The 21,764-nt window shown below is 62.7% G+C and carries 21 protein-coding genes; 9 read left to right on the top strand and 12 right to left on the bottom strand.

What is annotated here, in order from left to right:
* Window positions 1-13 precede the first annotated feature (13 nt).
* From modC to WFM45_RS02070, 9 genes are all read right to left on the bottom strand, one after another.
* Window positions 14-1,081, bottom strand: a complete 1,068-nt coding sequence (gene modC, locus WFM45_RS02110; protein WP_033633885.1) for a molybdenum ABC transporter ATP-binding protein ModC — start codon at window positions 1,079-1,081, stop codon at window positions 14-16.
* Window positions 1,082-1,771, bottom strand: coding sequence for a molybdate ABC transporter permease subunit (modB, locus tag WFM45_RS02105; RefSeq protein WP_336954329.1), 690 nt, complete (start codon window positions 1,769-1,771; stop codon window positions 1,082-1,084).
* Complete coding sequence (gene modA / locus WFM45_RS02100) at window positions 1,768-2,541, bottom strand: molybdate ABC transporter substrate-binding protein (RefSeq protein WP_015377002.1); 774 nt, start codon at window positions 2,539-2,541, stop codon at window positions 1,768-1,770. The genes modB and modA overlap by 4 nt, the downstream gene beginning before the upstream one ends.
* A gap of 158 nt (window positions 2,542-2,699) precedes the next feature.
* Window positions 2,700-2,849, bottom strand: coding sequence for an AcrZ family multidrug efflux pump-associated protein (locus tag WFM45_RS02095; RefSeq protein ID WP_033633886.1), 150 nt, complete (start codon window positions 2,847-2,849; stop codon window positions 2,700-2,702).
* Window positions 2,850-2,994: 145 nt separating this feature from the next.
* Window positions 2,995-3,783 (bottom strand): ABC transporter ATP-binding protein, encoded by a 789-nt coding sequence (locus WFM45_RS02090; protein WP_060558821.1) that lies wholly within the window; start codon window positions 3,781-3,783, stop codon window positions 2,995-2,997.
* Entirely contained in the window at window positions 3,780-4,805 is a 1,026-nt protein-coding gene (locus tag WFM45_RS02085; RefSeq protein ID WP_060558819.1) for a FecCD family ABC transporter permease, read from the bottom strand. Before WFM45_RS02085 ends, WFM45_RS02090 begins: the two co-directional genes overlap by 4 nt.
* A 1-nt stretch (window position 4,806) precedes the next feature.
* The gene (locus WFM45_RS02080) at window positions 4,807-5,562 is read right to left on the bottom strand and encodes a class I SAM-dependent methyltransferase (RefSeq protein ID WP_103085824.1); all 756 of its coding nucleotides are present in this window, start codon (window positions 5,560-5,562) and stop codon (window positions 4,807-4,809) included.
* Window position 5,563: 1 nt separating this feature from the next.
* Complete coding sequence (locus WFM45_RS02075) at window positions 5,564-6,559, bottom strand: ABC transporter substrate-binding protein (protein WP_274850834.1); 996 nt, start codon at window positions 6,557-6,559, stop codon at window positions 5,564-5,566.
* Window positions 6,560-6,563: 4 nt separating this feature from the next.
* Window positions 6,564-8,726 (bottom strand): TonB-dependent receptor, encoded by a 2,163-nt coding sequence (locus tag WFM45_RS02070; protein WP_336954316.1) that lies wholly within the window; start codon window positions 8,724-8,726, stop codon window positions 6,564-6,566.
* 188 nt (window positions 8,727-8,914) lie between these two features.
* On the opposite strand from WFM45_RS02070, the gene modE reads away from it, so the two are divergent.
* From modE to gpmA, 9 genes are all read left to right on the top strand, one after another.
* Complete coding sequence (gene modE / locus WFM45_RS02065; protein ID WP_049187129.1) at window positions 8,915-9,706, top strand: molybdenum-dependent transcriptional regulator; 792 nt, start codon at window positions 8,915-8,917, stop codon at window positions 9,704-9,706.
* Between the two features lie 90 nt (window positions 9,707-9,796).
* Entirely contained in the window at window positions 9,797-11,284 is a 1,488-nt protein-coding gene (modF, locus tag WFM45_RS02060; RefSeq protein ID WP_336954313.1) for a molybdate ABC transporter ATP-binding protein ModF, read from the top strand.
* A gap of 94 nt (window positions 11,285-11,378) precedes the next feature.
* Window positions 11,379-11,951, top strand: a complete 573-nt coding sequence (locus WFM45_RS02055) for a cysteine hydrolase family protein (RefSeq protein ID WP_033633892.1) — start codon at window positions 11,379-11,381, stop codon at window positions 11,949-11,951.
* Between the two features lie 166 nt (window positions 11,952-12,117).
* Window positions 12,118-12,936 (top strand): CPBP family intramembrane glutamic endopeptidase, encoded by an 819-nt coding sequence (locus WFM45_RS02050; protein WP_048322415.1) that lies wholly within the window; start codon window positions 12,118-12,120, stop codon window positions 12,934-12,936.
* Between the two features lie 286 nt (window positions 12,937-13,222).
* Window positions 13,223-14,275 carry a galactose-1-phosphate uridylyltransferase gene (gene galT / locus WFM45_RS02045; protein WP_336954309.1) on the top strand — a complete coding sequence of 351 codons (1,053 nt, stop codon included), beginning with the start codon at window positions 13,223-13,225 and terminating at the stop codon, window positions 14,273-14,275.
* Window positions 14,272-15,423 (top strand): galactokinase, encoded by a 1,152-nt coding sequence (galK, locus tag WFM45_RS02040; RefSeq protein WP_033633895.1) that lies wholly within the window; start codon window positions 14,272-14,274, stop codon window positions 15,421-15,423. The genes galT and galK overlap by 4 nt, the downstream gene beginning before the upstream one ends.
* Window positions 15,417-16,460 carry a galactose-1-epimerase gene (gene galM / locus WFM45_RS02035; RefSeq protein ID WP_336954306.1) on the top strand — a complete coding sequence of 348 codons (1,044 nt, stop codon included), beginning with the start codon at window positions 15,417-15,419 and terminating at the stop codon, window positions 16,458-16,460. The genes galK and galM overlap by 7 nt, the downstream gene beginning before the upstream one ends.
* Window positions 16,461-16,657: 197 nt before the next feature.
* Window positions 16,658-17,005 (top strand): PsiF family protein, encoded by a 348-nt coding sequence (locus WFM45_RS02030; protein WP_048322413.1) that lies wholly within the window; start codon window positions 16,658-16,660, stop codon window positions 17,003-17,005.
* A gap of 216 nt (window positions 17,006-17,221) precedes the next feature.
* Window positions 17,222-17,974, top strand: coding sequence for a 2,3-diphosphoglycerate-dependent phosphoglycerate mutase (gpmA, locus tag WFM45_RS02025; RefSeq protein WP_004939834.1), 753 nt, complete (start codon window positions 17,222-17,224; stop codon window positions 17,972-17,974).
* A 46-nt stretch (window positions 17,975-18,020) separates the two neighbouring features.
* Here gpmA and WFM45_RS02020 read toward each other — a convergent pair whose 3' ends face one another.
* The 3 genes from WFM45_RS02020 to aroG form a co-directional block, all read right to left on the bottom strand.
* A complete protein-coding gene (locus WFM45_RS02020; RefSeq protein WP_336954304.1) occupies window positions 18,021-19,058 on the bottom strand; it encodes a M48 family metallopeptidase in 1,038 nt (345 codons plus the stop codon).
* 7 nt (window positions 19,059-19,065) lie between these two features.
* Complete coding sequence (locus WFM45_RS02015) at window positions 19,066-20,256, bottom strand: YjgN family protein (RefSeq protein WP_166729677.1); 1,191 nt, start codon at window positions 20,254-20,256, stop codon at window positions 19,066-19,068.
* Window positions 20,257-20,516: 260 nt separating this feature from the next.
* Window positions 20,517-21,569, bottom strand: a complete 1,053-nt coding sequence (aroG, locus tag WFM45_RS02010; protein ID WP_033633901.1) for a 3-deoxy-7-phosphoheptulonate synthase AroG — start codon at window positions 21,567-21,569, stop codon at window positions 20,517-20,519.
* Window positions 21,570-21,764: the final 195 nt, after the last annotated feature.

The following is a 21,764-nucleotide window of genomic DNA, read 5'->3' as shown; positions in this document are numbered from 1 at the left end:
GGGAGGGCCTGCCTCAGCGGCTCTCGCGGCTGATAGACACGCTCTTCACCTGCGCATACAGCCACTGCCCAGGGCGGATCGCCAGTTCATCGCGCGCCCACGGCGTAATGCGCGCCCACAGCACGTGTTCGCCGACCGCCAGTTTCACTTCCACCTGCCCGTCCACGTCCAGACACTCGCTCACCTTGGCCGGCAAGACGTTGCGAATACTGCTGTTGACCGGCGGCTGCAGCACCAGCGAGACGTCGGCGGCGTTGATGCGAATACGCAGTTGGGTGCCCAATTCAGCGTCGATGCCGCTGACCCACAGCCTTTGATCGCCAAGCGCCAGCGCCGTCATGGCATAACGTTGATGATGCTCAATCACGCTGACGCGCAGCACGCTGCTCTGATCTTCACGCTGCAGCCACGGCCGCAGCGCGCTGCTGGCCCAGACTTCTTCCAGCCCGCCGAACGCAAGCACCTCGCCGCGATCCAGCACCATCACCTGCTCGGCCAGGCGCAGGATCTCGTCCAGGCTGTGGCTGACGTAAAGGATGGGGATGTTCACGTCCTGCGCCAACCGCTCCAGATACGGCAGCAGCTCGCGTTTGCGCGGCAGATCGAGCGAGGCCAGCGGTTCATCCATCAGCAGCAGTTCCGGCGCGGTCAGCAGCGCGCGGCCGATCGCCACCCGCTGTTTTTCACCGCCGGAGAGCGTCAGCGGCAGCCGGTGCAACAGCGGCCCGATGCCCAGCAGCTCGACGATGGTATTGAACTGCGCGCGCATGCCGGCCGCCATGCCGTACTGCAGGTTGCCGCGCACCCGGTAGTGCGGGAACAGCCGCGCATCCTGAAACACATAGCCGATACGGCGCTTTTCCGGCGGCAGGCAGAGGCCGGAGGCGGTATCCACCAGCGTACGGCCATTGAGCGCGATACGCCCCTGCTGCAAACGGGTCAGGCCGCCGATGGCGTTGATCAGGGAGGTTTTGCCCGCGCCGGACAGGCCGAAAATCGCGGTGATGCCCTGCGCCGGCAAATCGGCGCGGACGTTGAGATTGAGGTCGCCCAGCTGCTGCGAGAAATCCAGCTCCAGCATTTACACCCCCATCCGTTTGCGGCCCCAGCGGGCCAGCCATTCGGACACCATCAGCGAAGCCAGCGACAGCACGATGGCGATAACACACAGACGCGCGGCGGCGGCCTCCGCCCCCGGCGTTTCAATCAGCGTATACATCGCCAGCGGAATGGTGCGGGTTTCACCGGGAATGTTGGAAACGAAGGTGATGGTGGCGCCAAACTCCCCCAGCGAACGGGCGAAGGCCAGCACCACGCCGACAATGACGCCGGGCAGCGACAGCGGCAGCGTGATGGTGAAAAACACCCGCCACGGGTTGGCGCCCAGCGTGCGCGCCGCCTGCTCCAGCCGGGTATCCACCGCCTCCAGCGCCAGCCGAATGGCGCGCACCATCAGCGGAAACGCCACCACCGCCGATGCCAGCGCGGCGCCGCGCCAGCTGAAACTGAAGCTGAAACCGAACCAGTCATACAGCCACTCGCCGATAACGCCGTGCCGCCCCATGGCGATCAGCAGCAAATAGCCGACCACCACCGGCGGCAGCACCAGCGGCAGGTGAATGACGCCGTCCAGCAGCGCCTTGCCGGGGAAGCGGCAACGCACCAGCACCCAGGCCATCAGAATGCCGAACGGCAGGCTGCAGACCACCGCCAAACCGGAGACTTTCAGGCTCAGCTCAACCGCCTGCCACTCGTACTCACTCAGAATCATTTACGCGGGGTGAATCCATAATGTTCGAAAATAGCGGCCGCTTCCGGGCTCTTCAGATAGGTATAGAAAGCGCTGACCGTCGGATTTTGACGATCTTTCACCATCGCCATCGGATATTCAACCGGTTTGTGGCTGTCTTCCGGGAACACGCCCACCACTTTCACCTTGTCGCTGGCGACCGCGTCGGAGCCGTAGACGATGCCGAGCGGCGCTTCACCGCGCTCCACCAGCGCCATGGCGCTACGCACATTGTTGGCGCGCGCCAGTTTCGGCTCCAATGCGCTCCAGGCGCCCAGGTGTTCCAGCGCTTCCTTAGCGTAGATGCCGGCCGGCACATGATCCGGATCGCCCACCGCCAGGCGGCCGCCGTTGAGCAGCTTGGCCCAGTCGGTCTGCTTGTCGATGGCGATCTTGTCTTGCTTATCGCTCTTGGCGGCGATCAGCACCAGTTCGTTGCCCAGCAGCGTGTAACGGGTGTCTTTTACCATCTGCTGCTTGTCGATGGCGTAATCCATCCACTGCTGATCGGCGGAGATAAACAGATCGGCCGGAGCGCCCTGCTCAATTTGGCGCGCCAGCGTCGAGGACGACGCAAAGGAGGAAACCACCTGCACGTCCTTGCCTTTTTGATACTGGGTGGCGATGTCCTGCAGCGCGTTGGTCAGCGACGCGGCGGCGAACACGGTGATCTTTTCCGCCGCAGAAGCCTGAGCCACCAGGCCCGATGCCAGAACGATCCCGCCAACCCATTTGGTCCATTGCTGTTTCATTGTTTTTCTCCGCAAGTTAACGTGCATTATCACTCTTCGTTATATAAAAAATAATATAACGTTGCGCGAAAGCTTGTCATGCGGTTTATCGGCAAAGCGTGAGATAACTTGAGGAATGCCCGCCGGGGAATGCCGGCGGGTATCGGGATGGGGAACGGTCAGTGCTGGGCGCGGTTTTCTTTCGAACGGCCCACTTTGGAGAAGACGTTGAACACTTCGCCAAAACCGTAGATCAGGCCGAGAATGAGCGCCATGACCACCGGCACCATCACCACGGCGAACAACAGACTTTTCAATAATTCCAACATGATAGCCTCGCTTAACTGCCCATTGAGCGGCAAATGCCTTTCACCGCATATCCGGTTATTCTAACCCAAAAAAATCGGTAAAACGGAGTTATTTTAGCCAGCGAGGCGAAATTGTGATCGGCCAAACGTGCCCTTTCAGCCGCCCTCATCCCGGCGCGGGGTAATAGATCAACGGCGGCGCATAGCCGGCGGGCGCCGCCAGCCTGGCCTCCACACCGTATACCGCGTGAATGTTCTCCGGCGTCAGCGCCTGCCGCGGCGCGCCTGCCGCACAGATCCCGCCCCGCTGCAGCAGCGCGACCCGATCGCAATAACAGGCCGCCAGATTAAGGTCGTGCAGCGTCACCACCACGCTGAGTTTCAGCCGCCGCAGCAAGGCCATAAACTGCTGTTGATGGGCGATATCCAAATGGTTGGCGGGCTCGTCCAGCAGCAGCCACGGCGTTTGCTGCGCCAGCGCGCGCGCCAGATGCACCCGCTGCCGTTCGCCGCCGGACAGCCGCTGCCAATCGCGGTCGGCCAAGTGGCTGATGCCCACTTGCTCCATCGCCTGCCCGGCGAGGCGGCGATCCTCGGCGCCGAAACCGCGCCAGCGGCCGGTATGGGCCAGGCGCCCCAATAATACCGCCTCCTTCACCGGCAGCGCGAAGGCGCCGGGGGCGGATTGCTCGAGAAAGGCGATGCGCCTGGCGCGTTCCCGCGCGGAAAACTCAGCGAGCTCGCGCCCTTCCAGCCAAACGCGGCCCCCGGCGGCGGTCTGCAGCCCGGCCAGCAGCTTAAGCAGCGTCGATTTACCGCTGCCGTTGACGCCGAGCACGCCGGTGATCTCACCGGGCAAGGCGCAGAAACTGAGATTTTCCAGCACCGTACGCGCCCCCGCTCGCCAGCTCACCGCCTCGGCGCACAGGCCGGATCGCGCTTTTTCAATCGTCATGCATTGACCTTTCGATACAGCAACAGCAGGAATATCGGCACCCCCAGCAGCGCCGTCAGCACGCCGACCGGCAGCTCGCGCGGGGCAAACAGCGTTCTGGCCAGCGTGTCCGCCGCCACGGCGAACAGGGCGCCGCACAGCGCGCTGGCCGGCAACAGCAGCCGATGCCGCGAGCCCACCAGCCGCCGGGCGACATGCGGCACCGTCAGCCCGATAAACCCCACCGCGCCGCTGAACGCGACGATCGCCGCCGTCAGCGCGGTGGCCGCCACATACAGCAGCAGCTTCAGCGGGGCCACCGTCACCCCCAGCGAAGCGGCGGTCACGCCGCCAAACGCCAGCGCGTCCAGTTCGCCCGCCCGCAGCCAGCAAAGCAGCAGCGTCGCCGCCAGCGCCAGCCCGCACAGCCCGACCTGCGGCCAGCGCGCGTCGCTGAACGATCCCAGCAGCCAGAACATCACGCCGCGCGTGGCGTTGGCGTCCGCCTGCCAAAGGGTGATCAGCGAAGTCAGCGCGGAGAGCAGCTGCGTCACCGCCACCCCGGCCAGAATAAACAGCGTGGACTCCCCCTGCAGCGAACGCCCGGCCAGCAGCATCACCAACGCAAACGCTCCCAGCGCGCCGATAAACGCCCCGCCGGACACCGACAGCAGGCCGCCCCCCAGCCCCAACACCAACACCGTCACCGCCCCCACGCCGGCGCCGGAGGAGATCCCCAGCACCCAGGGATCGGCCAGCGGGTTGCGGGTCAGCGACTGCAGCACGGTGCCCGCCAACGCCAGCCCGGCGCCGGCCAGCGCCGCCAGCAGCGCGCGCGGCATCCGCAGCGACCAGATGATGCGCTGATACACCTCGGCATCGGACGCTGCGCCGCCGCTGACGCCGAGTACAATGCGCCAGGCGTCGCGCCACGCGATCGGCGCGGGCCCCGACAAGGTGGCGCCCAGCAGGGCCAGCGGCAGCGCCGCCGCCAGCAGCAACAACCAGCCGGTCTCACGGCCGGGCAGTAACCGCCGGCTCATGCTATTTCCAGCCTGCAATCACATAGTCGTCCAACAGCTGCCATACCGTCCCCGCCTCGCTGAAACCGGCCTGTCTGAGGGCCGCAAGCTGGAAACCCACCGGCGTCGGCGGCGGTACCGGGCGGCCGGCGAACAGCGCTTCGCGCTCGGCCTGATAAGCGGCCAAGGCCGGCGATTGCAGGGCGCCGGCGAACCAACGATCCCAATCCTCAACGCCGCTGTCCCAGGCGCATTGTTGGGTCTGCTCATCATGCCGCTCCGCCAACGCTTTCAGCCGCGGATGGCGATGGTCATAGCGCTGATGATCGGCATTGAGGAATACGCCGCCGGCGGCCAGCAGCCCGGCGACGTTGCGGAACAGCGCCAGCTGCTGCTCCGGCATCAGCCAGTGCAGCGCCGTGCTGGACACCGCCGCCTGCGGCGCGGGGCCGGACAGCACGGAAAAACAGGCCGGATCCGCCAGATCGGCCTGCAGGATACGGATCCGATCGCCATACTCCGCCAGTGCGCCGCGCGCCACCGCCAGCAGCAGCGGATCGAGATCGATGGCGGTCACCCTGGCCTGCGGAAAGCGCTGCAAAATACGCAGGCTCAGCGATCCCGGGCCACAGGCCAGATCCAGCACGTGAAAATCCTGGCCGACGGCCAGCGCCAGCACGTCCAGCTGGGCGTTAAAACGCGCTTCGCGTTCGGCGATGTAGGCCGCCTGCTGGCGATCCCAGGAGTCCAGCAGCGAAGAGAATGAAACGGCAGTCATATCAAGGTTCCTTGTTGGAAAGCGTCGGAGCCTGCGGCGGCAAGGTCGCCAGGCCCCGAATCAAACGGCCCAGCGCCGCCACGGTGCGGGCGGAAGGGTCCATGTCGTAACCGGGGAGGATCACGTAGCGCCGCTGACGCACGGCGCGCAGCGTCGCGGTCAGCGGATGATGCTCCAGAAAGGCGATCTTGTCGGCCGCGCTGTCCCCGAAGCCGCCGCGCGGCAGATCGCCAAGCACGATCGCATCCGGATCGCGGGCGGCGATAACCTCCCAGGACGCCGTCGGCCACAGCTCGGGCAGATCGCCGAACAGGTTCTCGCTGCCGACGCTGCGGCTCAGCAAGCCTGGCGCGCCGCAGCAGCCGGCCACATAGGGCGTCTGCGCGCCGGCATACCACCACAGCAGCCGCCAATGCGGCAGCTGTGCGCGCTGCGGCTCAAGCGCCCTCAACTGCCCGCGCAGCCGTTCGATCAGCGCTTCACCGGCGCGGCTGACGTTGAAGATACGCGCCAGCTCCCGCAGCTCGGTGAAAATGTCTTCGAACGTCAGCGCGGCGGCGATCGCGCTTTGCTGGCCGCTGCAGGCGCCGGGAGAGAGATAAGTGCCGATGCCCCATTCCGCCAGCCGCGCCCGATCGGGCGTTTCCGGGCTGTGCAGCCAGTAATAGCTGGCCGAATAGACAAAATCCGGCCGCATCAGCAGCAACGCTTCCGCCGTGGGCGGCGCCGGGCTGGCTGGCACCCGCAGCGCCTCGGCCGGCGCCGTCGGCGCGAGATCGCGCGCGCGGTCATACCCGACCACGCCGATCGCACGGCCGGCCAGCCCCAGCGCCAGCAGGTTTTCCAGCGCCGGGTTAGCGTAAACCAGCACCCGCTGCGGCGGCTGCGGGTAATCGCGCGTTACCCCGCAATTGTGCAGGCTGACGGCATCGGCACGCAGCGGCGCGCCCCAACCCAATCCCAGGGCGCACAACAACAGGTAAAGCGAACGTTTCACGCCGTCAGAACCTGACCGACACGAAGGTTTCATAGCTGCGCGGCGGCGCGATCAGCGCCTGATCCGGGTAGGTGCGCTGATAGGCGTACAGCTGGTTGGTGGCGTTGCGAATGCGGAAACCGACATCGACGATCGGCGTCAGTTGATAATCCGCCGCCAGATCAAGCGTGGTGTACGCGCGCATCTTGCGCCGGTTGGCATCGTCGTTGTAACTGCTGCCGACGTAGCGCAGCGAAGAAGCCAGCCCCAAACGTTCCGTCGCCTGATAGTGCACGCTGAGGTTGGCGGTCCAGTCCGGGATATAGGCCGGGCGATTGCCGTTGTAGCTGCGCAGCGGGCTACCGCCGCGATAGTCGTCGTAGCGGGCGTGCGTGTAGGCGGTGTTGCCGGCCAGCTCCCAGCGATCGTCGGGACGCAGCACCACGCCAAGTTCGATGCCACGTGACGTCTGCCTGCCTACCGCGTTCAACGCATCCGGCCGCTGCGCGTCGGGCACAAACAGGTTGTCCTTGCGCAGTTCGTACAGCGCCAGCGTCGCCTCGCCCTTGTTACCCCAAAACTGCCCTTTGGCACCGGCCTCCCACTGGCGCGCTCGCGTCAGCGGCAGATCGGTCTGCGCCGGGCTGAGGAAGAACAGATCGTTGCCCGGCTCCTGGCCGGTGGTGTAGTTGGCGTAGAGCGTGAGGTTATCGGTCAATGCATAGCTGGGGCCCAGGCTCCAGGTGCTGAAAACGTAGGTGCGCGCGCGGCTCTCTTCCTGCGGCCCCTGGAAGCGCCAGTCCATGTCCATATGGTTGTAGCGCAACTGGCCCAGCAACGCTAAACGCTCGGTCAGGCTGAAGCGATCTTCAAGAAAGGCGGCGTACTGATTCTGGGTGACGTGGCGCACCGGCGCGCGTTGGCGATCGGTGCCCTGCGCGAACGGCTCTCTGGGCGGCGCGCCGAGCGGCACGTCTTCGGAACCGGGGAAACCGTTGGAGTAGTACTGAAAATGCCGCTTGCTCAGATCGAAGCCGACCAGCAACCGGTTATCGAAACCGGCAATGGCGCGATCGAACACCAGCGAACTGCGGTTGCCGATCAGATCGTCGTCGTGTGCCAGGGCGCCGAAAGAGTCGCGGTTGACGTCGCCGGGCCGGGCCGCCGCCGCGACGCGGAAACGCTCGACGTTGCGCCATTCGCGAAAGCCGCTGTAGTAATAGAATTGGTTATGCCACTCCACTTCAGGCGTCATAAACCAGTCCAGACTGGCCTGAAATGCGGTGGCGTTGCTCTGGATGCGGCTGTCGGTCAGGTTGTTGTAATTGATGTCGCGCAGCTCGCCGGCAATGCGCCCATCCAGCAGCGGCGTGCCGTAGTAAGGGTTATTGGTGCGGTTGAGCATGCGGTCCAGGCTCAGCGTCAACAGCGCATCGTCGGTCAGCTTAAACAGCAGCGAGCCGGAAACCCGCTTCTGCCGATCGCGCTCGTCCTGCACGTTGCTACCGCTGTCGTTGCCGCTGACGTCCAACCGGTACGCCACCGCATCGTCCACCAGCGCGCCGCCGGCTCCCAGATGCAAACGCTGGCTGCGGTAGCTGCCGAAGCCATAGTCGAGTTCAACCGGCTGGCGGCTGAAGGTCGGCCGCCGCGAGATCAGGTTGACGCTGCCGCCTGCGGCGCTCAGGCCGTTCAGCGCCGATCCCGGCCCGCGCAGCACCTCGATGCTGTCGTAATGCGCCGGATCGCCCAGCTGCAGCGTGCTGCCGGGCATTTCTACGCCGTTATACAGCCAGGCGATCGGCCGGAAACCGCGCGCGGAAAAGTTGTTGGACAACGTTGGCGAAGCGACGCCGGACAGGCCGGTGGCGTGCTCGACGGCGGCGGCCAGCGAGCGATCGCCCCGCTGTTGGATCGCCCGCGCGCTGATGATGTCGACGCTGCGCGGCGTCTCCCGAGCGGTCAGCCCGAGCTGTGACGCGCTGCGGCTCACGGCGTTCAACGCATCGTAGCGCCCGGCGGAGGCCGCCGCCTCCACGGTGAGATGTTCTTCGCATCCCGTGGCATTGCGGGCTTTATCGCAGTCGGCGGCGAAAGCCAGCGGCGCCGCCAGTGCACCGCCGACCCAGGCGGCGGCGAGGCATAAAGATTTCCTGGGCGCGCGAAGGCGCCGGCGTGTCGTACTCATGTGGAGCATCCCTGTGGTGAAATAAAAACCGGCCGCAGCCGGCGTAAAGCCTTATCGTTTTTCTGTTATGTTATATTATAACAATAAGGCAATGCCAGTCTTTATTACCCCGCTCTCCAGCGCACTGCGTTTGGCGCTTTGCCGCCAAATCGGCGACAATAAGATTTTTGCCGCCGACAGGATGCGCTATGCAGGCCGAAATTCTTCTGACTCTCAAACTCCAGCAAAAGCTGTTCGCCGATCCGCGCCGCATCGCGCTGCTGAAACAGGTGCAGCACACCGGCTCCATCAGCCAGGGTGCCAAACTGGCGGGCATCAGCTACAAAAGCGCCTGGGATGCCATCAATGAGATGAACCAGTTGGCGGAACAAACGGTGGTGGACCGCGCCACCGGCGGGAAAGGCGGCGGCGGCGCACAGCTGACGCACTATGGCCAGCGGCTGATCCAGCTGTATGACCTGCTGGGCCAGGTGCAGCAAAAGGCCTTCGACGTGTTGCAGCAGGACGATCTGCCGCTCGACAGCCTGCTGGCGGCCATCTCGCGCTTCTCGCTGCAAACCAGCGCGCGCAATCAGTTCTTCGGTACCGTCATCGAACGCGATCATCAGCAGGTGCAGCAGCACCTGGCGATTTTGTTGAACGACGGCAGCACTCGTCTGACGGCGGCCATTACCCAGCAAAGCGCCGACCGGCTGCAGCTGACGCCGGGCAAAGAGGTGCTGGCGCTGATCAAGGCGCCCTGGGTGCGGTTAAGCGTCGAGACGGCGGAACATGCCGGCGCGGATAACGCGCTGGCGGGCGTGGTGGCCGGCATTCAGCCAGGCGCCGAACACAGTGAGGTGCTGGTGACGCTGGCGGGCGGCGAAACCCTGTGCGCCACGCTGACGACGGCGGAGCTGCAGCGTCTGCAGCTGAGCGTCGGCGCCGCCGTACACGCCCTGTTCAACGCCGACCACGTGATTGTCGCCACGTTGTGTTAAGCGCAACGTAACGTTGCATTTTTGTTGATTGACATCCCCCTGCAATGCGCCTATTTCTAAGGCAAATAATTGCAAAAAAAGGAACAGGTGATGTCGTCGTTGCACATTTCGCAAGGTTCATTCCGCTTAAGCGATACCCGCACCCTGACGCTGGACGCGCTGGAAATCCAGGCCGGCGACAGCTGGGCCTTCGTCGGCGCCAACGGCAGCGGCAAATCCGCCCTGGCGCGGGCGCTGGCCGACGAACTGGTTCTGCTCGGCGGCGAGCGCCGCAGCGACTTTCAGCACGCGGTGCGCATCTCCTTTGAACAGCTGCAAAAAATGGTCAGCGACGAGTGGCAACGCAACAACACCGATCTGCTCAGCGCGGACGAAGACGACACCGGCCGCACCGCGGCGGAAATCATTCAGGAAGAGGTGAAAGACGCCGCGCGCTGTGAGCGGCTGGCCGCACAGTTCGGCATCACCGCCCTGCTGACGCGCCGCTTCAAATACCTCTCCACCGGCGAAACGCGCAAGACCCTGCTGTGCCGGGCGCTGATGCCCGAGCCCGACCTGCTGATCCTCGACGAACCCTTCGACGGGCTGGACGTGCACTCGCGCGCGCAGCTCGCCGCGTTGCTGAGCGAGCTTTCCGCCCAGGGCCAAACCGTGGTGCTGGTGCTCAACCGGTTCGACGAAATCCCGGATTTTGTCCGGCGGGTGGGCGTGCTGGCGGACTGCACCCTGACCAGCCGCGGGCCGCGCAGCCAGGTGATGGCGGACGCGCTGGTGGCGCAGCTGGCGCACAGCGAAAATCTCAGCGGGCTGACGCTGCCGGAAACCGAGGATCCGACGCAAAAAGTAGCCCTGCCGGCGGATCGGCCGCTGATCGTCCTGCGTGACGGCGTGGTCAGTTATGACGATCGGCCGATCCTCAATCACCTCGACTGGCAGGTAAATCCCGGCGAACACTGGCAGATCGTCGGCCCGAACGGCGCCGGCAAATCCACATTGCTCAGCTTGATCACCGGCGATCATCCACAGGGCTACAGCAACGATCTGACGCTATTTGGCCGCCGCCGCGGCAGCGGGGAAACCATCTGGGAAATCAAACGCCATATCGGCTACGTCAGCAGCAGCCTGCATCTGGATTATCGCGTCAACACCAGCGTGCGCAACGTGGTGATGTCAGGGTTTTTCGATTCGATCGGCATTTATCAGGCGGTTTCAGATCGTCAGCGGCAGCTGACAGAGCAATGGCTGGCGCTGCTCGGGCTCAACGGCGCGCGCGGTGACGCCCCGTTCCACAGCCTTTCCTGGGGCCAACAGCGGCTGGCGCTGATCGCCCGCGCGCTGGTGAAACACCCGGCGCTGCTGATCCTCGACGAGCCGCTGCAGGGGCTGGATCCGCTCAATCGCCAGCTGGTGCGCCGCTTCATCGACGTGCTGATCGGCCAGGGCGCCACCCAGCTGCTGTTCGTCTCGCACCATGCCGAAGATGCGCCGCAGTGCATCACTCACCGCCTCAGCTTCGTGCCCGACGGCGAAGGCGGCTATGGTTACCAACAGCAACGGCTGGAGGCGGCCTCCGCCTGAAACGCGGCGTAAACATATCCGGCAACACTTCACCGCAGCACATCACATTTGGCCTTTTATCATAGAAAGGAAGAAGGCCATTTTTGGAGACGCCATGTCCGCTGCGTTGATTATCATCGACCTGATCGAAGATCTGATCGGGCCCAAAGGGCGCGCCAACCACTGCCGCGAACAGGTGGCGGCGACCCACCTGCTCGCCAACGTCAATGCCGCCGCGGCCTATGCCCGGGTGCGAAAAATCCCGGTGATTTGGGTGCGGGTGGGATTCGCCGACGATTATCATGACATTCCGCCCCATTCGCCGCTGTTCAACCATCTCAAGCAGATCGGCGCGCTGCGGTTAAACGGCCCGGGCTGCCGCTGGATGCCCGAACTGCATCAGGAAGAGACCGATCTGCTGTTTGAAAAAACGGCAGTCAGCGCTTTCTCCGGTAACAATTTGTTAGCCTGGCTGCGGCAACATCGGTGCCACCATCTGCTGCTGGCGGGCGTCAGCACGCCGCTCGCCATCGAGAGCACCGCGCGGCAGGCGCACGACGCCGGCTTTCAGGTGACCGTACTGCACGATCTGTGCGCAGCCCCCACGCAGGAGATCCACCAGCAGAGCCTGGATACCCTGCAAAACCTGGCCGAAATCACCCGTTCGCAGGCCTGGATGAAAGGCTAACCCTCATCGCCGCCGGTCGTGTGGGCCAGCATCATGCACAAATGCATCACTGCCCCGACCTTTAGCGTCATCTTGGTGTGCTACTATCCGCTCTAGCGCTCAATTTCGCCATCATCGCACGCCGCAAAGGCGCTGAGCGCCGTGTACATATTTAAAGGGACATATTATGTGGGGCGTACTGGCTGCTTCGTTATTTTTCTTGCCGTTTAATCGGCTGATAGCCTGGGTGATCCTGGCCGCCTCGGCGGGCATGGGGCTTTATCATGGGGTACTGACGCCGCTCAGCCTGGGTTGCCTGTTGGCCATCGTGGCGTTGGCGGGGCTGCGCCACCATTTTCGCGAGCAGCGTAATCTGGCGATTGCGCTCGAAGGGCTGGTGGTCGCCGGCTGCGTGGCGCTGTTCTTGCATCTGGTGCCGGGCATCCACAATCAGCTGATGATCGACGGCGAAAAAGCCGGCCCGCTCAGCGCGCCGTTCACGATGTATTACAACTTCGATAAGGCGATGGTGCCCTTCCTGCTGTTCGCCTGCTTGCCCACGCTGTTTTCCGCCGAACGCGGCGGCAACGCTGGCAAAGCGGGCTGGATTGCGCTGCTGCTGGCCGTGCCGGCGCTGTTGCTGCTGGCCGTCGCGCTGGGCGGCTTAAAAATCGAGTTGCATGCGCCCGCCTGGATCCTGCCTTTCGTGATGGCAAACCTGTTCTTCGTCTGCATGGCCGAGGAAGCGCTGTTTCGCGGCTACCTGCAACAGCGTCTCAGCCAGTGGCTGGGCGCCTGGCCGGCGCTGATCGTCGCCTCCCTGGTGTTCGGCGCCGCGCATCTGGCGGGCGGTACGCTGATGGTGATCTTCGCGACCCTCGCCGGGGTGATCTACGGCCTGGCGTGGATGTGGAGCGGCCGTCTGTGGGTGCCGATTCTGTTCCATTTCGGGCTTAATCTGACCCATCTGCTGTTCTTCACCTATCCGCTGTACCAGCATTCTTAACGGCTGAAGCCGGCAGAGAGCCCCCTCTCTGCCGGCTGGTCGGGTGAAAACGCTATCACCGGCACCTCACCGCAATGCCCTCAATCACGTTGTCGCCCGCTTTTCTTCGCCCTTCCTGCGCTTTTCTATGAAGTGTAAACGATTCCATTTTTCGCGTTAGATCACCTTTTTACCGCCGCGGGCGTGCTATCTTTCTGCGCAATAGCCTCTCCCTGTTCAGCAACGGGCGTCTCAAGACGGTAATTGGAAGCGATTACACTTTCGTCGGCGCCTAGAAAGGAACCGTATGACGGAATTTAACCCTATCGATCATCCGCACCGCCGCTACAACCCGCTCAGCGGCCAGTGGGTGCTGGTTTCACCGCACCGCGCCAAGCGCCCCTGGCAGGGCCAACAAGAAGCCGTCCCGACGGAAACGCTGCCAACGCACGATCCCGACTGTTTCCTGTGCCCGGGCAATGCGCGCGTCACCGGCGATCGCAATCCGGATTATCGCGGTACCTATGTTTTCGCCAACGATTTCGCCGCGCTGATGAGCGATACGCCACCGGCGCCCGATAGCCAGGATCCGCTGATGCGCAGCCAGAGCGCGCGCGGCGTCAGCCGGGTGATCTGCTTCTCTCCCGATCACAGCAAGACCCTGCCCGAACTGGCGCTGCCGGCGCTGGAACAGGTGGTCGCCGCCTGGCAGGCGCAAACCGCTGAGCTGGGCAAGCACTATCCCTGGGTACAGCTGTTCGAAAACAAAGGCGCGGCGATGGGCTGCTCCAACCCGCACCCGCACGGGCAAGTCTGGGCCAACAGCTTTCTGCCGAACGAGGCCGAACGCGAAGATCGCCTGCAGCACGACTATTTTCGGGAACACGCCTCCCCGCTGCTGCTGGATTATGCGCAGCGCGAGCTGGCCGCAGGCGAACGCATCGTGGTGAACACCGAACACTGGCTGGCGGTGGTGCCCTACTGGGCCGCCTGGCCGTTTGAAACGCTGCTGCTGCCGAAAGCGGCGGTGCAGCGCATCACCGATCTCAGCGCGGCGCAAAGCCAAGATCTGGCGCTGGCGCTGAAGAAGCTGACCAGCCGCTACGACAACCTGTTCCAGTGTTCCTTCCCCTATTCGATGGGATGGCACGGCGCGCCGTTCAACGGTGCCGACAACCGGCACTGGCAGCTGCACGCCCATTTCTATCCGCCGCTGCTGCGTTCAGCCAGCGTGCGCAAGTTTATGGTCGGTTACGAGATGCTGGCGGAAACCCAGCGCGATCTGACCGCCGAACAGGCCGCAGAGCGTCTGCGCGCCGTCAGCGATATTCATTACTGTGAAGCCGGAGCCCAAGCATGAGCCTGAAACCGCTTACCCATTCCCTGTTTACCGAACACTTCGGCTACGCGCCGGCGTTGACCATCCAGGCGCCGGGGCGGGTGAACCTGATCGGCGAGCATACCGATTACAACGACGGCTTCGTGCTGCCCTGCGCCATCGATTACCAAACCGTCATCGCCTGCGCCAAGCGCGACGACCGTCAGATCCGCGTGCTGGCCGCCGATTATCAGAATCAGCAGGATCAATTCTCGCTCGACGAGCCGATCGTCAGCCACCCCGATCAGCGCTGGTCCGACTATGTGCGCGGCGTGGTGAAACATCTTCAGCGCCGCAACGCCGACTTCGGCGGCGCGGATCTGGTGATCGCCGGCAATGTGCCGCAAGGGGCGGGGCTCAGCTCCTCCGCCGCGCTGGAGGTGGCGGTGGGCCAGGCGCTGCAGGCGCTCTATCAGCTGCCGTTGGACGGCGTGGCGCTGGCGCTGAACGGCCAGGAGGCGGAGAACCAGTTCGTCGGCTGTAACTGCGGCATCATGGACCAGTTGATCTCCGCGCTCGGCCGGCGCGACAGCGCTCTGCTGATCGACTGCCGCTCGCTGGAGACCCGTGCGGTGCCGATGCCGGGCAGCGTCGCGGTGGTGATCATCAACTCCAATGTGCAACGCGGGCTGGTGGACAGCGAGTACAACACCCGCCGCACACAGTGCGAAGAAGCGGCGCGGTTCTTCGGCGTCAAGGCGCTGCGCGACGTCAGCCCCGAACAGTTTGCAGCGCGTCAACATCAGTTGGATCCGTTGGTGGCCAAACGCGCGCGGCACGTCATCAGCGAGAACGCCCGCACGCTGGCGGCGGCCGACGCGCTGGCGGCCGGCGACCTGCAGCGCATGGGCCGGCTGATGGCGGAATCCCACGCCTCGATGCGCGATGACTTTGAAATCACCGTACCGCCGATCGATCGGTTGGTCGAGATCGTCAAAGCGACGATCGGCCCGCGCGGTGGCGTGCGAATGACCGGCGGCGGCTTTGGCGGCTGCATCGTCGCGCTGATGCCGCAGGATCTCGTGGAGACGGTGCGTGCCGCCGTGGCGCACGAGTATCCGCGGCAAACCGGCGGATTGCAGGAAACGTTCTATGTCTGCCAGGCTTCGCAGGGAGCCGGTACATGCTGACGGCAACCGCGGCAGCGGCGCCCGATGGGCAACCTTACCAGCTGACACTGCTGCAAAACGCCGGCGGCATGACGGTGACGCTGATGGACTGGGGCGCCACCTGGCTGTCCGCCGTCTTGCCGCTCAAATCCGGTGAAAAGCGCGAGCTGTTGCTGGGCTGCCACAGCCCGGCGGACTACCCACGTCAGGGCGCCTATCTGGGTGCCACCGTCGGCCGTTACGCCAACCGCATCGCCAACGCCAGTCTGCCCATCGGCGGGAAACTCCATGCGCTGGCCGCCAATCAGGGCGCCCATCAGCTGCACGGTGGCCCCGACGGTTTTCATGCCCGCCGCTGGCGCCGGGTGCAGCATGATGCGCAGCAGGTCTGCTATGCGCTGCATTCGGCGGAGGGCGATCAGGGTTTCCCCGGCAATCTCGACGTGCAGGTTTGTTACCGCCTGACCTCGGATAATCGCCTGGAAATCAACTATCTGGCGCAGGTCGATCGCCCCTGCCCGGTCAATCTGACCAACCACGCCTATTTCAATCTGGACGGCGCCGGCACCGACGCCCGCGCCCAACGGTTGCAGCTGTTCGCCGATCGCTACCTGCCTGTCGACGCCGAGGGCATTCCCTGCGCCGATCTGACGCCGGTGGACGGCAGCGGCATGGATTTCCGCCAGCCGAAAACGCTGCTGCAGGATTTCCTGCGCGATCGCGACCAGCAGCGGGTGCAAGGCTACGATCACGCCTTTCTGCTGCATCGTACCTGCGGGGCGCTGGAGAGCCCGGCGGCGCATTTGTGGTCCGCCGACGGGCAAGTGCAAATGAGCGTGTTCACCGACGCGCCTGCGCTGCAGCTCTACAGCGGCAATTATCTGGCCGGCACGCCGGCGCGCGATGGCGGCAGCTACGCCAACCATGCCGGCGTGGCGTTGGAGAGCGAGTTTTTGCCGGACAGCCCGCACCATCCCGAGTGGCCGCAGCCGGACTGTTGGCTGCAACCGGGGAGCCGCTACCGCAGCGCCACGCATTATCAGTTTTATCCTATCTGACCCGCTACGCCCCTCGCCGTGCGGCCGGGGGCAATTTGTTATAAATGCTTACCTTTTAGCGCCATCCCCCCAACGGCGCCCACCTTCCCTTATTCCAAAGCGCGCACTACACTCAGGCTACCGTGATAAGCACAACGCCTTGTGCAACGTCACAATTTTCGGCCGATGGCGGCCAATCAATAGCTGAAGGAACACCTATGCGTCTGATTACTGCACTTCCATTGCTGGCGGGCTTAATGCTGAGCACCAATCTGATGGCGGCCGACGCGACGACGGCGACGAAAACGCCTTCGCCGGCGCAGGCGGCCCAACAGAAACGCATGACCGATTGCAACCAGCAGGCATCCAGCAAGTCGCTGAAAGGCGCCGATCGCTCCACCTTTATGAGCACCTGCCTGAAGTCCGAAGGCACCGCTGCGTCCGGCAAAACCCTGACGCCGCAGCAGCAGAAAATGAAAAGCTGCAATGCCGACGCCAAGACCAAGGATCTGAAGGGCGACGCGCGTAAAACCTTCATGAGCAACTGCCTGAAAAAATCGGCCTGATTTTCCCCACGCCACGGCGCGTCCGGAGCGATTCCGACGTGCCGTTTCTCCCCCTTTCGCCTCAGCCTGAACGATTCAGCTTTTTCCTTTCGCCAGCCCTTACTTTGCGGCAAGAAATTGGCTATGGTTAGACACTATCGATTGCCGAGCCCCGGCCCGCGGCAATATAATGATTTTCGTTATCATTGAAATGTCAGATTATTAAGGAGTTAAGCTATGGCTGTAACTAAGCTGGTTCTGGTGCGTCACGGCGAAAGCCAGTGGAACCAAGAAAACCGCTTCACCGGTTGGTATGATGTTGATCTGTCCGACAAGGGCCGCACCGAAGCGAAAGCAGCAGGCAAGCTGTTGAAAGAAGAAGGTTTCACTTTCGACTTCGCTTACACCTCCGTACTGAAGCGCGCGATCCACACCCTGTGGAACATCCTCGACGAGCTGGATCAGGCCTGGTTGCCAACCGAAAAATCCTGGAAGCTGAACGAACGTCACTACGGCGCGCTGCAGGGTCTGAACAAAGCGGAAACCGCAGAAAAATACGGCGACGAGCAGGTGAAACAATGGCGTCGCGGCTTCGCGGTGACCCCACCTGAGCTGACCAAAGAAGACGAACGTTACCCTGGCCACGATCCGCGCTACGCTTCTCTGACCGAGCAAGAGCTGCCGCTGACCGAAAGCCTGGCGCTGACCATCGATCGCGTTATCCCTTACTGGGACGAAGAGATCCTGCCACGCATCAAGAGCGGCGAGCGCGTGATCGTTGCGGCGCACGGCAACTCGCTGCGCGCGCTGGTGAAATACCTGGATAACCTGAGCGAAGATGAAATCCTCGAGCTGAACATCCCAACCGGCGTGCCGTTGGTGTATGAGTTCGACGAGAACTTCAAGCCGACCAAACGTTACTACCTGGGTAACGCCGACGAGATCGCAGCAAAAGCAGCGGCCGTAGCGAACCAGGGTAAAGCGAAGTAATTTCGCCCGTTCACGAAAAAGCCCCCGGTTTTCACCGGGGGCTTTTTTATTGCTGCTGCGCCATCGCCTCATTCACCGCGTCCAGCCGTTCCTGCATCGCCGGATGGGTGCTGAGCCAGGCAGGCAGCGCCCAGTCATTGGTCTTTTCTCGTTCAGGCGCCTGCGCCAACGCGCGGTAGATCGCCGCCATTTCCGCCAGCGAACGCCCCTGGCGCTGCATTTCCGCTATCGCAAACGCATCCGCCTCACGCTCCATCCCGCGAGAAAACTGCATCTCATTCACGAAGGACGCAGACTGCAGCAGCGTATCGCCGATGCCGCTGACGTCACCCGTCATCCACATCAGCGTCAACGCCACCAGTGACGAACGCACCAACATGCGCATCGGGTGACGATGAGCGTGATGCCCCATCTCATGCAGCATCACCGCCGCCAGACCATCGTCGTTTTTTGACAAGGTGACCAGGCTATCGCTGAGCACCAGCGTGCCGTCGGGCAACATAAAGGCGTTCGGCGCACCGGGCGCCGCCATCAGCTTCAGCGAGAGCGGCGTGCGCTCCTGGCGCATCTCGGCCGGCATCACCTGCCGGAATAGCTGCTGCAACGCCCGTTGCCGCTCGGCCGGCAGTGCAGAGGGCGCGAAGCCGCTCTGGTCCAAAAACGTCTGCGTATGTTTGCCCAGCGTCTGTTCCACCGAGGTGGGGATGCGCATGGCGATCTCGCTGCTCGCCCACGGCAGTACCACGTAAACGTAAGCCACTACCGCCAGCAGCGTCATCAGCAGCGCCAGGGCGACGCCGCGTTTATGGCGTTCCAGGCGATGCACCCACCCTGGCGAACGGCGCTGATAGAACCAGCGGCGAAAGGCCGCGTCGTCGTCAGGCACAAAGCGCCCGCCGCCCTTGAAGGTGAGCGTCAGCGGAATATTACCCAGCGCGGCAGAAACGGTGATGTCCGTCAGCGGGATGTAACGCTGTTCATCCTGCCGCTGCAACGTCACGCCTTCGCCGCTTTCGTTCACCAGCAGACGAGCCGCCTCACGTGCGGCCCTTCCCGGCAACTGATAAGCGCCTTCAAGGATCATCGGCGCCTCAGAAGTTGCCGCCCAGATCCAGCGCCTGCAGCGCTTCTTCGGCCACCGCGCTGTTGGCGCTTTCCTGATGCGCCGTAATGTCCAGCAGCGCCAGATCGCCTTCAACCGCCGTGCAGGCCGCCAGATAACGGGCATGACGCACTTCCGCCACCGGCGCCGCCAAACCGAGCGAGAACAGGGTAATCAGGGTATTGGTGATCAACAATCCCATATACGGCAGCGTTTTCATTGAGGAATGCAGCTTGATGTCGCCGTTCAACCTTGCCTGGTTAAACAGATAGTTGCGCTGGGCAACGACCTGGTAGCTGCTGGCCACCAGCGCGCCGATCAACAGCACCACCATCATCAGCAGAAGGCTGCTGATATTGTCCAGCACCAGCACATCAATGGCTTCATTGGTTAACATGCCCATCAACACCATCTGATAGAGAGTAAAGAAGAACGAACCGATGCACACCAACGCGACCAACATGAATGGCAGGAATATGAGCAGGCCGATCAAGGCAAATTTGATAAAGGCCGATTTCTTCAGTTCGGCAATAAACGGTGTCTTTCCGAAAAACAGGTTATTAACGTACAAATCATGCTGCAGTGCGCTAATAATGCCGTTTACCGCCGCAAATGCCGGCACGGCCAAAATCAACGTCAGCACCAGCATAAAAGCGATGGCGTTGATGCTGCCAAGACCGCTGCCAATGCCGAGCAAGATGATCAGACCGACATACAGCCCGATAATCAGCAATAACGGGCAGAACAGTAAAGCCCAATAGGCGCGCCCGGTGCGGCAGACATAATTAAAACGCACGCCGCGATAGCTCGACATAATCGCATTGTAGCGCCAGCTGCGGATAACGATCCACGGCAGCAGGGCAAGTAACACCAGCAAAGCCAGCAGCCCCAACAGTGGCGTTATCGCCAGCAAGATATAAAACACGATGATACCGCCGATCACCAACAGCCGCCCTTTCAGAATTTGCAGCGGTTGTGCATGGTAGTCGAAACGATCGCCGTCCAATTCCGTGTTGCCGTAAAAATAGCGGCGACGGCGCACCGTCGCCCAGGCGGAATAGATGCCCAGGGTCAGGGCGGTCAATAATGCATTGACTAACCAAATAGCGAAGTACTCACCACCTTTCCCATGGAATTTAATCCGGTGCAGCCCCAGCGGCTGCGAGGTATTGTTTGTCATAATTCTTTCATCCTGAAAGGAATAAGGTCATACCACTCCCCGCTTATTAGGCCTGCGGGGTTTATGGAATAAAAAAAGCGTCTTATATAAGCACAATGCCGCGAGCAGTGACAATTATTCTTTTCTTAAATAGGAATAATGCGAAGGGGGTCGCTTAAAGATTTAGTAAGCCTATTGACTGTAGGCCTTAAATTGACAGGAGATATAAAATTTTAAGGTAAATAGAAAAAGGGCCCGCTGGCGAGCCCCTCTTTACGCGATTAACCGCGGCGCGCTTTCACCGCCGCCGCCAGATCGCGCAGCACGGTTTCGGTGTCCTGCCAGCCGATGCAGCCGTCGGTGACGCTCTTGCCGTAAACCAGCGGCTCGCCGCTTTCGAGGCTCTGGTTACCTTCCACCAGGTGGCTTTCGATCATCACGCCGATAATCGCTTTTTCACCGCCGCTGATCTGCCCGCACACGTCCGCACTCACGTCCAGCTGCTTTTTGAACTGTTTGCTGCTGTTGGCGTGGCTGAAGTCGATCATCACCTGCGCCGGCAGCCCGGCTTTGCTCAGGCCGGCTTTGACGTCCTTCACGTGCGCCGCGCTGTAGTTCGGCTCTTTGCCGCCGCGCAGGATAATGTGGCAGTCGCCGTTGCCGCTGGTGTTAACGATCGCCGAGTGGCCCCACTTGGTCACCGACAGGAAGCAGTGCGGCGCGCCGGCGGCGTTGATGGCGTCGATCGCCACCTTGATGGTGCCGTCGGTACCGTTCTTGAAACCGACCGGGCACGAGAGGCCGGAGGCCAGCTCGCGGTGCACCTGCGATTCCGTGGTGCGCGCGCCGATGGCGCCCCAGCTCATCAGATCCGCCAGGTACTGCGGCGTGATCATGTCGAGGAATTCGCCGGCGGCCGGCAGGCCGCTGTCGTTGATCTCCACCAGCAGCTTGCGCGCCAGGCGCAGGCCGTCGTTGATGTTGAAGCTGTTGTCCATCTGCGGATCGTTGATCAGGCCTTTCCAGCCCACGGTGGTGCGCGGTTTTTCGAAGTATACGCGCATCACCACTTCCAGCTCGCCGCTCAGTTCTTCACGCAGCGCCAGCAGGCGCCCCGCGTACTCTTTGGCGGCTTGGGTATCGTGGATGGAGCAAGGACCAATCACCACCAGCAGGCGATCGTCGCTGCCACGAAGGATATTGTGAATTGCGCTGCGGGCCTGGGACACCGTCTTTGCCGCGCGTTCAGTGGCCGGGAATTTCTCCAGCAGAGCCACCGGCGGCAGGAGTTCCTTAATATCATTAATGCGTAAGTCGTCGTTTTGGTAATTCATAGCTTTTCCATTCGGTATCGAGGGGTATTTCGCAGTGCGTAACGGTGTAGATCCCAACAATCTAGCCTGTGGGAATGGCGCTGTAAATCACCTTTGCCCCCCTCCGCTGGAACCGCCAAATTAACAGCAGATTGTGCTGTTTCATCAGGGGAGCGCAGAGCCTCCTTTTTCGCTATGCTAGCGATCGGAATATAA

Origin of the sequence: Serratia sp. KG1D (genome assembly GCF_037150675.1) — a bacterium.
Taxonomy (GTDB): Bacteria; Pseudomonadota; Gammaproteobacteria; order Enterobacterales; family Enterobacteriaceae; genus Serratia; species Serratia nematodiphila.
The sequence above is the reverse complement of the archived record's forward strand: the minus strand, read 5'-3'. Positions and strand labels throughout refer to the sequence as shown.

Coding starts and splice junctions, on each gene's coding strand:
- modC (WP_033633885.1), bottom strand. CDS start 1,081: ATGCTGGAGCTGGATTTCTCGCAGCAGCTGGGCGACCTCAATCTCAAC.
- modB (WP_336954329.1), bottom strand. CDS start 1,771: ATGATTCTGAGTGAGTACGAGTGGCAGGCGGTTGAGCTGAGCCTGAAA.
- modA (WP_015377002.1), bottom strand. CDS start 2,541: ATGAAACAGCAATGGACCAAATGGGTTGGCGGGATCGTTCTGGCATCG.
- WFM45_RS02095 (WP_033633886.1), bottom strand. CDS start 2,849: ATGTTGGAATTATTGAAAAGTCTGTTGTTCGCCGTGGTGATGGTGCCG.
- WFM45_RS02090 (WP_060558821.1), bottom strand. CDS start 3,783: ATGACGATTGAAAAAGCGCGATCCGGCCTGTGCGCCGAGGCGGTGAGC.
- WFM45_RS02085 (WP_060558819.1), bottom strand. CDS start 4,805: ATGAGCCGGCGGTTACTGCCCGGCCGTGAGACCGGCTGGTTGTTGCTG.
- WFM45_RS02080 (WP_103085824.1), bottom strand. CDS start 5,562: ATGACTGCCGTTTCATTCTCTTCGCTGCTGGACTCCTGGGATCGCCAG.
- WFM45_RS02070 (WP_336954316.1), bottom strand. CDS start 8,726: ATGAGTACGACACGCCGGCGCCTTCGCGCGCCCAGGAAATCTTTATGC.
- modE (WP_049187129.1), top strand. CDS start 8,915: ATGCAGGCCGAAATTCTTCTGACTCTCAAACTCCAGCAAAAGCTGTTC.
- modF (WP_336954313.1), top strand. CDS start 9,797: ATGTCGTCGTTGCACATTTCGCAAGGTTCATTCCGCTTAAGCGATACC.
- WFM45_RS02055 (WP_033633892.1), top strand. CDS start 11,379: ATGTCCGCTGCGTTGATTATCATCGACCTGATCGAAGATCTGATCGGG.
- WFM45_RS02050 (WP_048322415.1), top strand. CDS start 12,118: ATGTGGGGCGTACTGGCTGCTTCGTTATTTTTCTTGCCGTTTAATCGG.
- galT (WP_336954309.1), top strand. CDS start 13,223: ATGACGGAATTTAACCCTATCGATCATCCGCACCGCCGCTACAACCCG.
- galK (WP_033633895.1), top strand. CDS start 14,272: ATGAGCCTGAAACCGCTTACCCATTCCCTGTTTACCGAACACTTCGGC.
- galM (WP_336954306.1), top strand. CDS start 15,417: ATGCTGACGGCAACCGCGGCAGCGGCGCCCGATGGGCAACCTTACCAG.
- WFM45_RS02030 (WP_048322413.1), top strand. CDS start 16,658: ATGCGTCTGATTACTGCACTTCCATTGCTGGCGGGCTTAATGCTGAGC.
- gpmA (WP_004939834.1), top strand. CDS start 17,222: ATGGCTGTAACTAAGCTGGTTCTGGTGCGTCACGGCGAAAGCCAGTGG.
- WFM45_RS02020 (WP_336954304.1), bottom strand. CDS start 19,058: ATGATCCTTGAAGGCGCTTATCAGTTGCCGGGAAGGGCCGCACGTGAG.
- WFM45_RS02015 (WP_166729677.1), bottom strand. CDS start 20,256: ATGACAAACAATACCTCGCAGCCGCTGGGGCTGCACCGGATTAAATTC.
- aroG (WP_033633901.1), bottom strand. CDS start 21,569: ATGAATTACCAAAACGACGACTTACGCATTAATGATATTAAGGAACTC.